The following is a 13,085-nucleotide window of genomic DNA, read 5'->3' as shown; positions in this document are numbered from 1 at the left end:
CCCAAAAAGATTAATCGAGCATCGTGATTAGCTTTTTGGCAAAGCCACTATCCATCACTGCAACGACAACACGTGCATCTTTACCGATTGCTTCTCCTAAAACGTAGCGATCCACAACGGTTCGAACCGGAATTTGATAATACGTGCATTTGTCGATGACTTTTTTTGTTGTGTTATCTGATGCATCACCGGCTAAAAGAACAAGCTTTGCTTTTTTTTTACGTACTTCTCCTATTACAAGCTCTTCACCAGAAATTAATTTACGTGCTCGATTTGCAAGTCCTAAAAAAGAGAGCCACTTTTCATTATTCAATGTCATTGCTTCTCCTTTTCTACAAGCGTCAACAATTCATCATAAACTGCTTCTTCAATCGGTGCGCTTAAGTGAGTGGATAAGACATTTTTCTTTTTTGCCAATAAAATGGCTTCTTTATCTTTACTTAAATAAGCACCACGCCCGGACTTTTTACCCGTTAAGTCAACCGAAACTTCACCTTCTTTAGAGCGTACAACTCGTACCAACTCTTTTTTAGGCATCATTTCACCAGTGGCCACACATTTTCGCATCGGGACTTTTTTACGATTGTTCATTTGGCTCACCTCTTATTCCATGTCATCTTCGTCTGAATCAAATGCATGTTGACTCACTAACATGTCATCACTTTTTTGAACATAAATACCTTCTTGCTCTGCTTCCGATTGACTCTTAATGTCAATTTTCCACCCTGTTAGCTTAGCTGCTAAACGTGCATTTTGTCCACGTTTACCGATGGCTAACGACAGCTGGTAATCCGGTACGATAACCGTTGTTGCTTTCTCTTCTTCATCTACCATTACTTCTAATACTTTTGATGGACTTAGCGCGTTTGCCACAAATTCTACCGGGTCATTTGACCAGCGAACGATATCAATTTTTTCACCTTTTAATTCATTCACTACAGCCTGAACACGTTGTCCTTTTGGACCAACACAAGAACCAACTGGGTCTACTTCAGCAAATTCTGAGTGTACAGAGATTTTAGAACGATCGCCAGCTTCACGTGCAACTGACTTCAATTCAACCGTACCATCATAAATTTCTGGTACTTCTTTTTCAAATAAACGCTTAAGTAATCCAGGGTGTGTTCTGGAAACGTAAATTTGAGGACCTTTTGTTGTTTTTTCCACTTTTGTGATATACACTTTAATACGGTCATGTGGTTTGTATTGTTCATTTGGCATTTGTTCGCTTTGTGGTAGAAGAGCCTCAATCTTCCCAAGGCTTACATAGATAAAGCGAGAATCCTGACGCTGAACAATTCCTGTCATGATGTCTTCTTCACGATCGCTAAACTCTGAGTAGATAACGCCGCGCTCTGCTTCACGAACGCGTTGTGTTACAACTTGCTTCGCTGTTTGTGCAGCAATACGACCGAAGTCTTTTGGCGTTACTTCAATCTCTACAACGTCGTCTAATTGGAAGTTAGGATTGATTCCTTGGGCTTCTTCAACTGAAATTTCCAAGCGAGGATCATACACTTCATCTACAACGTCTTTGCGTGCGAATACGCGCATTGTTCCTCGATCTAAATTTAAATCAACACGCACGTTTTGCGCTTGATTGAAATTGCGCTTATAAGCAGAAATTAACGCTGCTTCAATCGCTTCAATAATAACATCTTTACTAATGCCTTTTTCTTTTTCAAGAACTACCAAGGCATCTAATAACTCACTGCTCATTTTGGTTAATCCCCCTTTAATATTAGCTAGTTGCTAATGCGTTAAAACACAATTGCTAGCCTTGCAAACGCAACTTTTTCATATGGTAATTCCACTGTTTTTGTGCGTGTTTTAATGCGAATTGACAACGTTACTGTTGTACCGTCAAATGCTACTAGTTCGCCTTCAAACTCCTTTGCACCTTCAATTGGTTCATATGTTTTTATGTATACATGCTTACCGATTGAACGTTCAAAGTCTCTATCCTTCTTCAAAGGTCGCTCAGCACCTGGAGAAGATACTTCAAGGAAATAGTTGTGTGTGATTGGATCAACTTCATCCATTTTCTCACTAAGCTTTTCACTTACAGTTCCGCAGTCTTCAATGTCTACACCCGTTTCAGAATCAATAAAAACTCGAAGGAACCAATCGCGCCCTTCTTTCACATATTCTATTTCTACTAGCTCTAAGTTCATTTCTTCTAAAATTGGTGTAACCATTTCTTCTACTGTTTCTTTTACGCTTTTGCCCATTTCTAATCCTCCTTTCGAGACAACAAAATATCTGTCTCTTATCTAAAAAAGAGTGGACACATTTGATACTGTCCTTTCAATACCTAGTATGAAGCTGGTACATACGCACGATATACTAATGAGTAAGGATGATGAAATTAATAATGGATGTTTTCAATTCATATCGCCGTGATACAGTCCGATACTTAAGTTTCGATGCTAGAACGTCTCGAGTTAAAAAGCATGCACGTACAGAAAAAACGAATCATGCTAACCGCCGATTCGTTTCCCATACTCCTTACTAGTTCGTAAGTTCATATCAATAAGAAAGAGCGGGTTTCCCCACTCTTTACTCGTCCGTATCCTTAGCATTTCCACATTCACTATATCATAACCGCTTATTTTATGCAAATGTTAGAAAAGTGAAAGTTGGTTTTGATCTGGCAGGCTTTCTAAACAACCATGATTGTCTAAATACTCTAGAATTGTCTTTGATACTTTTCCTCTTTGCTGCAGATCTTCTTTTGATAAAAATTCGCCATCTTTGCGGGCTTTCACAATATTTAAAGCCGCATTTGTTCCCAATCCTGGAATAGAGTTAAATGGTGGGATTAGGGATGTTCCATCAATAATAAATTCATCGGCACTTGATTCATACAGGTCAACTTTTTTGAACGAATAGCCCCGTTCACACATTTCAAGCGCAAGTTCAAGCACTGTTAATAAATTTTTTTCTTTTGGAGAAGCATCAAGTCCCTTACCGTTAATCTCTTCCATTTTCGATTTAATAGCAGTTGAACCTTTAATCATTGTATCAATGTCGAAATCATCGGCACGTACTGTAAAATATGCTGCATAATATAAAAGTGCATGATGAACTTTGAAGTATGCGATACGTACAGCCATTAAAACATATGCTGCCGCATGGGCTTTCGGGAACATGTACTTGATCTTTTTACATGAATCAATGTACCAATCCGGTACGCCGTTTTTAATCATTTCTTCTTCAAATTCAGGGCTTAATCCCTTCCCTTTACGAACTGATTCCATGATTTTAAACGCTAAAGAAGGCTCCAGCCCTTGATAAATTAAATACACCATAATATCATCACGACAGCCAATTACTTCACTTAGGTTACAAATATTGTTACGGATTAACTCTTGGGCATTTCCTAACCATACATCCGTTCCGTGAGATAGTCCAGAAATTTGCACAAGCTCTGAGAACGTAGATGGCTTTGTGTCTTCTAGCATTTGACGAACAAATCGGGTTCCGAATTCAGGAATACCGAGAGTTCCTGTTTTACACATAATCTGCTCTTCCGTGACTCCTAATGATTCTGTTCCGCTAAAGATTTTCATGACTTCCGGGTCATCTGTCGGAATGGTCTTGGGGTCAATCCCACTTAAATCTTGTAGCATACGAATAACCGTAGGATCATCGTGCCCTAGAATATCAAGCTTTAAGAGATTATCATGAATCGAATGGAAGTCAAAATGCGTTGTGCGCCATTCTGAATTTCGATCATCTGCTGGGAACTGAATTGGTGTAAAGTCATAGATATCCATATAATCGGGTACAACGATAATTCCCCCAGGGTGCTGCCCTGTTGTTCGCTTTACTCCTGTACACCCTGCTACTAATCGATCAACTTCCGCATTTCGCAAGTGCAATTCATGATCTCCAGCGTACCCTTTTACATAGCCATACGCCGTCTTCTCTGCAACGGTACCAATTGTTCCAGCACGATATACGTTATCTTCTCCGAATAATACTTTTGTATAGTTATGTGCTCTTGGCTGATACTCTCCAGAGAAGTTTAAGTCGATATCTGGTACTTTATCTCCTTTGAAACCAAGGAACGTTTCAAAGGGGATATCATGTCCGTCTTTTTTATACGGCGTGCCACACTCCACGCAGCTTTTATCAGGTAGGTCAAATCCAGAACCAACCGAACCGTCATCAAAAAACTCTGAGTGCTTACACGAAGGACATACATAATGCGGTGGCAATGGGTTTACTTCAGTGATTTCCGTCATTGTCGCAACAAATGAAGATCCAACAGAACCACGTGAACCAACAAGATACCCATCATCTAGAGATTTCTTTACAAGCTTATGAGAAATTAAATAAATAACCGCGAAGCCGTGACCAATGATACTTTTTAACTCTTTTTCCAGTCTTGCTTCAACGACTTCTGGTAAATCATCTCCATAGATGCTTCTAGCCATCGCATAGCTCATCGCCCTCATTTCCTCATCGGCACCTTCAATTTTCGGCGTATACAAGTCGTCTTTAATTGGCTTAACTTCTTCAATCATATCAGCAATTTTTTGCGTATTTGTTACGACAATTTCCTTGGCTTTATTAGCGTCTAAAAATGAAAAGCACTCCAACATTTCATCTGTTGTGCGGAAATGAACGTCTGGTAGCTGATGACGATTAAGTGGATTAGCACCACCCTGTGAACTAATTAATATTTTTCGATAGATTTTATCTTCTGGATTTAGATAATGAACGTTTCCAGTAGCAACTACAGGTTTATCTAACTTTTCACCAAGCTTCACAATATTATTAATAATATCTTTTAACGCTCGCTCGTCTCTTACCAGCTCTAGTTCAATGAGATGCTTGTAGTTTTCAGGTGGCTGTACCTCAATATAGTCATAAAATTCTGCTGCTTCTTGCACTTCATCGATACCTTTTTGCATCATTCCTTCGAATACTTCACCGCGGTCGCAAGCAGTCCCGATTAAAATCCCTTCTCGAAACTTTTGAAGTTTGGAACGCGGGATACGCGGTACACGATAGAAATAGTTTAAGTGAGACATTGAAATGAGCTTAAACAAGTTTTTTAAGCCTGTTTCATTTTGAGCCAACATCGTCACATGATACGGGCGTGCGCGCTGGTAAGCATTCCCTTCTCCCATATAATCGTTAAGCTGATTATGATTTAAGATATCACGTTCAAACGCATCTTTTAACATTTTTGCTAGTAAATAGCCTGTTGTTTCAGCATCATAAATCGCACGGTGATGCTGGACTAACTCTATATCAAACTTTTTCGCTAACGTGTTCAAACGGTGATTTTTCATATGTGGATATAAAAACCTTGCTAGCTCTAAGGTATCAATCACACCATTTTGCACTTTTTCGAATCCAGCTCGCTGTAATCCTGCATTTAAAAAGCCCATGTCAAAGCTCGCGTTATGTGCAACTAAAATGTCATTTCCAATCCAATCGCTAAACTTCTTTAATACCTCTGAAGCATCAGGCGCATCTTGGACCATATCGTCTGTAATGCCCGTTAATTCAATTGTTGTAGCTGAAAGAGGGTGATGCGGGTTAGCAAAGCTTTCAAACTTATCAATGATTTCTCCCTCTTTCATCTTAACAGCAGCTAGCTCAATGACCGTGTCATACACAGCTGATAAGCCTGTTGTTTCTACGTCAAATACGATATACGTAGCATCTGGAAGTGAAACATCTTGAGGATTGTATGCAATTGGTACACCATCATCGACTAGATTTGCTTCCACGCCATATAAAATTTTAATACCGTTTTTCTTTCCGGCACCGTATGCTTCAGGGAATGATTGAGCTACAGCATGATCGGTTACGGCAATTGCTTTATGTCCCCACTTTTTAGCTTGACCGACTAATGTACTCACCGATGTCACGGCGTCCATTTGACTCATCGGTGTATGGAGATGAAGTTCAACACGCTTTTCGTCATCAGAAGCTTTATCTTGTCTTGTAATTGGAGAAATTTCATTCACATCGTTTCCAATCATAACAAGATCACGGACAAAGGTATCATTTTGTACACTGCCTCGCACTTTCACCCACATGCCTTTTTTAATTGCTTGAAGTAGTGGAATGTCTTCTTTATCGCGTGAGAACATCTTAATCATAATGGAATTTGTATAATCTGTAATTTTAAAGATTAATAGCGTACGGCCGCTTCTAAGTTCTCTTGTTTCAGCATCAAACACATAGCCTTGTACCGCAATTCTCTTCTCTTCATCAACAATGGTATCAAGTGAAACCACTTCATCTTTAATTGTATAACCGATTGTGAGGGGACCTTTTGGTACGTCTGGTCCATCACTTTTCTCATTTTCTTTATTCTGCATTTCAGTAATGGCTTGTAACACTTTTTCGGTATCTTCCTGTTTACGCTGCTCAACAAACTGTTGAAAAGCTTCTTCAGAATGCACAACCTCAGTTACAAGCTGCATCTGCGGAAAACCATAGGATGCGTACTGGTCGGCAATTAGCTGACCATATTTTTTTCGAAGAGCCGTTCCTTCTGCTTCATGTCTTGCATTTAAGACTAGCTTTACACCATTTAGCATTGGCTTTTGTCCTTGCAAAAGCGACATTAGTAAAGGCGAAATGCCTTGGAGTTCGCTGATACAATGTTGCCAGTAGCTTTGAATGTCATCCTGTGTACAATTTTTCGTCTCTGCTACAATAGAAAAAGAGACGTTTGCTATATGTGAGAAAGCCGATTGAATACGTGCTTGAAAAAGCTCGTATACATTAAACGGAAGTACTTGCTGAAAATGAAAATAAAAGTGCCATTTTTTTTGTTCTTTATTAATAACTACCTTTTCAATTGAGGCTTGGTCAAAATAAGAAACAACTTGGTCACTCGTTAACTCTAACTGCTGCAGCAGTAGCTTAAAACGCTCTTTTTTTCCTAGCGTTTGTTCTCCCAAAACTTCTGCCTCCTTTAAAAAATAATGCACTTCATTTTAACATAAACCTAGCACCAGCTGTTGACGCAATGCTTATAAAATCAAACGAAAATCGCTCAACTGCAAATACGAAACTTGTCATATTTGCATTGAGCGATTTTAAGGTTAGCATAAATTACTTAGCTAACATTTCCATAATTTTTGCTTCTACCTCGTCAACATGGACTTCAAATGATTCTCCTGTTTGACGCATTTTTACTTCTACAATTCCTTCAGAAGCACGTTTACCAACCGTAACACGCACTGGAATTCCAATTAAATCTGAATCTGCGAATTTAACCCCTACTCGTTCTTGGCGATCATCAAGCAATACTTCTACACGACGATCTAATAGCTGGTTATATAACGTTTCACCAAGCTCTCTCTGCTCATCATTCTTCACATTTACCGTGATAACATGTACATGATAAGGTGCAACAGCTTGAGGCCATACAAAGCCTTTCTCATCGTTAAACTGCTCAGCGATTGCTGCTAATGTACGTGATACACCAATTCCATAGCAGCCCATAATCATTGGCTGCGAACGACCATTTTCATCTAGGTATGTTGCGCCCATTGCTTCGCTATAGCGCGTGCCTAATTTGAATACGTGACCTACTTCAATTCCTTTAGCGAACTTAATAATACCTTGTCCATCTGGAGAAGCGTCTCCCTCTTGAATAAAGCGGAAGTCTTCATATGTTGCTGTAAAATCTCTCTCTGGATTCACGCCTTGGTAGTGAACACCGTCTTCATTTGCTCCACATACGCCATTTACAACAGCTTTTACTGCATGATCTGCGACTACTTCAATTTTCTCACTTACTTGAATAGGACCAAGTGAACCGATTTGAGCTGCCATCACTTCTTTTGCTTCCTCTGGTGTTGCAAGCTCAACAACTGTTGCTTCAAAATAATTTTTCACTTTGATATCATTAATCTCATGATCTCCACGAGCTAAGACCAATACAAAGCGGTCATCTACCTTAAATAACAGCGACTTAATACATGATGATGCTTCCACATTTAAGAACGCTGCGACTTCTTCAATTGTACGAACATCAGGCGTATTTACTTTTTTAAGTTCAACAGGCGCTTCGTTTGATTTCTCATACTGTGTTACGACTGGAGCCATTTCAATATTGGCAGCATAAGAAGATGTATCAGAATAAGCAATTGTATCTTCACCAATTTCAGATAGTACCATAAACTCATGCGTATCTTTTCCACCCATTGCCCCTGAGTCTGCAATAACTGCGCGGAAGTTTAATCCGCAGCGTTCGAAGATGCGGCTATACGCTTCATACATCTTGTCGTACACTTCATCCAAACTTTCTTGTGAAGCATGGAAAGAATAAGCATCTTTCATCACAAACTCACGACCACGTAATAGTCCAAAACGTGGACGTTTTTCATCACGAAACTTTGTTTGGATTTGATATAGATTTAAAGGTAATCTTTTGTATGATTTTACTTCATCACGAAGCAAACTTGTAATAACTTCTTCATGGGTTGCACCTAAAGCGAATTCACGACTATGACGATCGTTCATACGCATTAATTCTGGTCCATACGAATACCAACGACCAGACTCTTTCCACAACTCTGCTTGTTGAAGTGCAGGCATTAGTAATTCAACTGAGCCAGCACGCTCCATTTCTTGTCTTACAATTTCTTCGACTTTGTGAAGCACTTTCTTACCTAATGGTAAGAAGCTGTATACGCCACTAGCATTTTGGCGAATAAAACCTGATCTTAATAAAAGCTGATGGCTTTTTACTTCTGCATCAGCAGGTACTTCTCTTAATGTAGGAATTAATGTTGCACTTTGTCTCATAACCTCGCACCTCTTTACTCACTTCTCTATTTTCATAGTTTATCACGCTTTTACAACCACAGTAAGCCCCTATTTACAGGGGCTTAACTTGTTCATCACGTATTCCCTATTTGTTTTTATAAAAAGAAACTTTGAATGTCATTCCATGTTACCACAAGCATTAATAGCATAAGTAACGCAAATCCAATAAAGTGAACTACACCTTCTTTTTGTCGATCAATCGGCTTACCACGTACCGCTTCAACTGCGAAGAATACGAGACGTCCACCATCTAGAGCTGGAATTGGTAACAGATTAACGATTCCTAAGTTAATGCTTAAAACAGCCGCCCACTTCATTAGATAGTAAATACCTGATTGTGCCACTTGGTCAGTAGCTGCATAAATACCAACAGGGCCGGAGAGCATGTCAAGTGAAAATTGCCCCGTCACTAACTTGCCTAGTCCAGTTACAATTTCTTTCATCCACGTTGCTGTTTCGGTTGCACCGTTTGTGATCGAGCCAATTACCGATTTTTCAACAGGTGCATACACACCAATTAAACCGATTTTTTCTTCTCCCATTTCACGACTATCCGGTGTTACCTCTATTTCACGCGTTTCATCACCACGATTAACGGTGAACATGATTTCTTGCTCTGGATGCTTACGAATGATTTCAACAACATCCTGCCATGTCGACACAGCTGCACCATCAATTGCTTGTACTTCATCACCCTGTTTCAATCCAGCTTCAATAGCAGCGCCGTCCTTAGTTAATTCACCAAGTACAGGTTTATCCACTGCATAGCCTTGGGAAATTCCTAGCACCACAAAAATAACAAACGCTAGCACAAAGTTCATTAAAGGACCCGCAAAGATAGCCATAGCACGTTGTCCCAACGTTTTAGAAGCAAATTGACGACTGTACGGTGCGATTTGAACTTCATCACCGTCCACAATAAAGTACGACTCTTCTGCTACTCTAAAGGTGTGTAGTCGTTCCTCGTCTTCTGATTCATATCCTTTTATAATCATTTCATGCTCTAAGTCTGCATGCTCTACTTCAATAACTCTGGCATCTGGGTACTGCTCTTTATTATTAATGATGACTTTTTCTACTCTTTCATCATTATTAAATAGCAAGCCAATAACTTGACCCGGTTTCACATCAATCATTTCCGGATCTTCGCCGGCCATACGTACAAATCCACCTAATGGCAATAAGCGAATTGTATAGACTGTTTCATCTCGTTTGAACGAAAGAATTTTTGGTCCAAAGCCAATGGCAAATTCACGGCATAGAATCCCAGCTCGTTTCGCAAAAATCAAGTGCCCTAACTCATGGAAAAAGACAAGAGCACCAAAGATAATAATAAACGCAATGACCGTATTCAATGGGTATGCCCCCCTTCTTATGATAAGGTGAAACGTTAATTAGAAATATGCGCCTTTTTAAGTTACCATACTAACTTTAATTAGTACGAGCTAAAAGGTTTACAAGTTTTCTTGTTTCTAAATCTACTTCTTTTATTGTAGACAAGCAAGGATTTTTTATAACCTGATGCTCATTCATTGCTCGTTCAATCACATCTTCAATTTCTAAAAACGTAATAGCTCCATCTAAAAAGGCTTGAACAGCACATTCATTTGCTGCGTTTAAAACCGTTGGCATTGTACCGCCTTCTTTACCTGCTTCAAAAGCAAAACGCAAACATCTAAAGCGTTCTTGATCCATTTTTGAAAAGTGTAGCTGGCCAATATCAGCCAAGCTTAATCGATCTGTTCCCTGCAGCGGTAAGCGCTTTGGATAAGTTAGCGCATATTGAATCGGCACGCGCATATCCGGTGTTCCAAGCTGTGCAATTACACTGGTATCAGCAAACTCTACCATTGAATGAATAATGCTTTCTTTATGTAATAATACATCAATTTGTTCATAAGGAATATCAAAAAGCCAGCGTGCCTCAATGACTTCTAGTCCTTTATTCATCATCGTAGCTGAGTCAATTGTGATTTTTGCTCCCATTGACCAATTTGGATGATTTAATGCTTCTTGAACCGTTACACCTTTTAACTCTTCTCTTGTTTTATCTCGGAAGCTTCCACCAGAAGCTGTTAAGATTAAGCGATCAATTGCTTTATCATCCTGCCCTTGAAGGCTTTGAAAAATAGCTGAATGCTCGCTATCTACTGGTAGAATGTCCACCCCATATTCCTTAGCCGCACTCATAACAATATGTCCTGCTGTAACTAACGTTTCCTTATTAGCTAACGCAATTGTTTTTTTCATTTTAATCGCTTCAAGAGTTGGTACTAATCCAACACTTCCCACAACTGCATTCACTACCACTTCTGTTTCTGGATGCGTGGCTACTGCTACCAGACCTTCCTCACCGTACATAAACGTTACGTTTGGAAATTCTGCCTTCAGTGTTTCACTGTCTTCTTTGTTCATAAGTGAAACAAGAGACGGATTACATAATTGAATGATTTTACGTGCTTCTTGTACATTTCGACCAAATGACATTGCTACAAGTTCAAAAGAGTCACGGTGAGCTTGAACAACATCAACCGTTTGAAGCCCAATCGAACCTGTAGCACCTAATAAAGAAAGTTTCTTCAAATATATTCACTCCCATTACTTCAAAGACATGTTTTTTACTGAGTAGACAAGCCTTAACTATTTTTAATTATGGTTCTATTAAAGAGATAAAAGGAAAGCCAGAATTGGCATAATAAATAGCAGACTGTCAAATCGGTCTAGTATTCCTCCATGCCCTGGTAACAGTTTACCTGAATCTTTCACTCCATAATGTCGTTTAAATGCCGACTGTACTAAATCTCCCATTTGTCCAAATAACGAGATGATGATTCCAATTAAAAGTACTGCGCCCATGGATTGTTCAATGCCCGACGCCACTTTAAAAATAATGGCAACCACTAATGCGCACACTACTCCACCAACAAAACCTTCAATCGTTTTATTTGGACTAATTTCAGGCCACAACTTCCTCTTTCCCATTGCTCGTCCAATAAAATAAGCACCAGAGTCAGTTGCCCAAATTAAAAGAAATGCGAAAAATAGATACGTTAACCCATACTCTGAACGAACTTCGATAAAATAATGAAAGCCTAGTCCTACATAAAGTGTCGTCAATAAAAGAAAGCCTACCCCATCAAATGTAAATACATTTTTTACAACTACCGTATACATTAATAGTAATAGCGTGGCAAATAGAGCTACTTCTACTTTATGTTCACTTACCATTTGAAATGCAGCATCTGAGCTAGTTGGCAATAAAAATACCCAGGTCAGTAAGAGACTGACAATACTAGGGAAAGACAATGGCTTAATTTTTTTCATATTTAGCAGTTCAACAACGCCTATTGTTGCTAACAAATACATTAGAGCAGTAAATGGTAAGCCACCAATCATGACAATAGGCACAAACACTGCTAGTGCAACAATGGCTGTAATGATTCTTTGTTTCATGTTAGTTCAACACCCTCTTAGACTCCACCAAAGCGACGTCCACGATTTTGGAACGCCTCAATTGCTTCAATTAAATGATTTTCTTTAAAATCTGGCCATAATACATCTGTAAACCAAAACTCGGTATAAGCTAACTGCCAAAGCATAAAGTTACTTAAACGCAGTTCACCACTTGTTCGAATTAACAAATCTGGATCTTGTAAACTCCCACTCATTAAATACGAGGAAAACACTTCGTCATTAATTTCAGCAGGATTTAAATTGTGAGATTCAACATCCTTTGCAATTGCTTGAACAGCCTTAACGATTTCATGTCGGCTTCCATAATTAAGTGCAAAATTCAAAATAAGGCCCGTATTGTCTTTGGTTTCATGGATTGCCTTATCAACTGCACGTAATGTGTGAGAAGGTAGTTCACTTTTCTCTCCCATAATGCGCACCTGAACATTTTCTTCAATTAGCTCTGGTAAAAAAGTCGTTAAAAATTCCTCTGGTAACTTCATAAGAAATTCTACTTCCACTTTTGGTCGTTTCCAGTTCTCTGTTGAAAAAGCATATAAAGTTAGTGCTTTAACGCCCAATTGGTTTGCTGCTTTTGTAATTTGTCGAACGACTTTCATTCCCTCATGATGTCCCATCATTCTAGGAAGTGCTCTTTTTTGTGCCCAGCGACCATTACCATCCATAATAATTGCAATGTGTTCTGGTACAGCCTGCTTTTTCACTCTCTCTTTTCTTTCCTCAAGAGACTGTGTGCCTGGATTTTGACTTTTTTTCCATGCTTGAATTTTTTTTAACATGCAAAGGTCCCCCGTTGTATG

At 39.1% G+C, this 13,085-nt stretch carries 10 protein-coding genes; all 10 read right to left on the bottom strand.

All coding sequences use genetic code 11. From position 1 onward, the window contains the following. Nucleotides 1–10: 10 nt before the first annotated feature. Entirely contained in the window at nt 11–319 is a 309-nt protein-coding gene (locus tag V2145_RS04025; RefSeq protein WP_100346932.1) for a YlxQ family RNA-binding protein, read from the bottom strand. Continuing rightward, the gene (gene rnpM, locus V2145_RS04020; protein WP_094912553.1) at nt 316–591 is read right to left on the bottom strand and encodes an RNase P modulator RnpM; all 276 of its coding nucleotides are present in this window, start codon (nt 589–591) and stop codon (nt 316–318) included. Before rnpM ends, V2145_RS04025 begins: the two co-directional genes overlap by 4 nt. Before the next feature lie 12 nt (nt 592–603). Next, complete coding sequence (nusA, locus tag V2145_RS04015) at nt 604–1,719, bottom strand: transcription termination factor NusA (protein ID WP_094912554.1); 1,116 nt, start codon at nt 1,717–1,719, stop codon at nt 604–606. A 41-nt stretch (nt 1,720–1,760) separates the two neighbouring features. Beyond that, nucleotides 1,761–2,231 carry a ribosome maturation factor RimP gene (gene rimP, locus V2145_RS04010; RefSeq protein ID WP_094912555.1) on the bottom strand — a complete coding sequence of 157 codons (471 nt, stop codon included), beginning with the start codon at nt 2,229–2,231 and terminating at the stop codon, nt 1,761–1,763. Nucleotides 2,232–2,624: 393 nt separating this feature from the next. Next, nucleotides 2,625–6,935 carry a PolC-type DNA polymerase III gene (locus V2145_RS04005; RefSeq protein ID WP_131888187.1) on the bottom strand — a complete coding sequence of 1,437 codons (4,311 nt, stop codon included), beginning with the start codon at nt 6,933–6,935 and terminating at the stop codon, nt 2,625–2,627. A 154-nt stretch (nt 6,936–7,089) separates the two neighbouring features. After that, complete coding sequence (locus tag V2145_RS04000; protein ID WP_094912557.1) at nt 7,090–8,790, bottom strand: proline--tRNA ligase; 1,701 nt, start codon at nt 8,788–8,790, stop codon at nt 7,090–7,092. A 116-nt stretch (nt 8,791–8,906) separates the two neighbouring features. Beyond that, nucleotides 8,907–10,166, bottom strand: coding sequence for an RIP metalloprotease RseP (gene rseP / locus V2145_RS03995; protein ID WP_094912558.1), 1,260 nt, complete (start codon nt 10,164–10,166; stop codon nt 8,907–8,909). 76 nt (nt 10,167–10,242) lie between these two features. Then, the gene (dxr, locus tag V2145_RS03990; protein ID WP_094912559.1) at nt 10,243–11,394 is read right to left on the bottom strand and encodes a 1-deoxy-D-xylulose-5-phosphate reductoisomerase; all 1,152 of its coding nucleotides are present in this window, start codon (nt 11,392–11,394) and stop codon (nt 10,243–10,245) included. A gap of 78 nt (nt 11,395–11,472) precedes the next feature. Continuing rightward, nucleotides 11,473–12,264, bottom strand: coding sequence for a phosphatidate cytidylyltransferase (locus tag V2145_RS03985; protein ID WP_094912560.1), 792 nt, complete (start codon nt 12,262–12,264; stop codon nt 11,473–11,475). 17 nt (nt 12,265–12,281) lie between these two features. Then, nucleotides 12,282–13,064 (bottom strand): isoprenyl transferase, encoded by a 783-nt coding sequence (locus tag V2145_RS03980; protein ID WP_131888188.1) that lies wholly within the window; start codon nt 13,062–13,064, stop codon nt 12,282–12,284. Nucleotides 13,065–13,085 lie beyond the last annotated feature (21 nt).

Origin of the sequence: Priestia sp. GS2, from assembly GCF_036409025.1 — a bacterium.
Lineage (GTDB): Bacteria > Bacillota > Bacilli > Bacillales > Bacillaceae_H > Priestia > Priestia aryabhattai_A.
The sequence above is the reverse complement of the archived record's forward strand: the minus strand, read 5'-3'. Positions and strand labels throughout refer to the sequence as shown.

Bases quoted from the DNA above. Each gene is read 5' to 3' on its own strand.
- rimP (WP_094912555.1), bottom strand. From the start codon at position 2,231: ATGGGCAAAAGCGTAAAAGAAACAGTAGAAGAAATGGTTACACCAATT.
- rnpM (WP_094912553.1), bottom strand. From the start codon at position 591: ATGAACAATCGTAAAAAAGTCCCGATGCGAAAATGTGTGGCCACTGGT.
- V2145_RS04025 (WP_100346932.1), bottom strand. From the start codon at position 319: ATGACATTGAATAATGAAAAGTGGCTCTCTTTTTTAGGACTTGCAAAT.
- V2145_RS03980 (WP_131888188.1), bottom strand. From the start codon at position 13,064: ATGTTAAAAAAAATTCAAGCATGGAAAAAAAGTCAAAATCCAGGCACA.
- V2145_RS03985 (WP_094912560.1), bottom strand. From the start codon at position 12,264: ATGAAACAAAGAATCATTACAGCCATTGTTGCACTAGCAGTGTTTGTG.
- V2145_RS04000 (WP_094912557.1), bottom strand. From the start codon at position 8,790: ATGAGACAAAGTGCAACATTAATTCCTACATTAAGAGAAGTACCTGCT.
- nusA (WP_094912554.1), bottom strand. From the start codon at position 1,719: ATGAGCAGTGAGTTATTAGATGCCTTGGTAGTTCTTGAAAAAGAAAAA.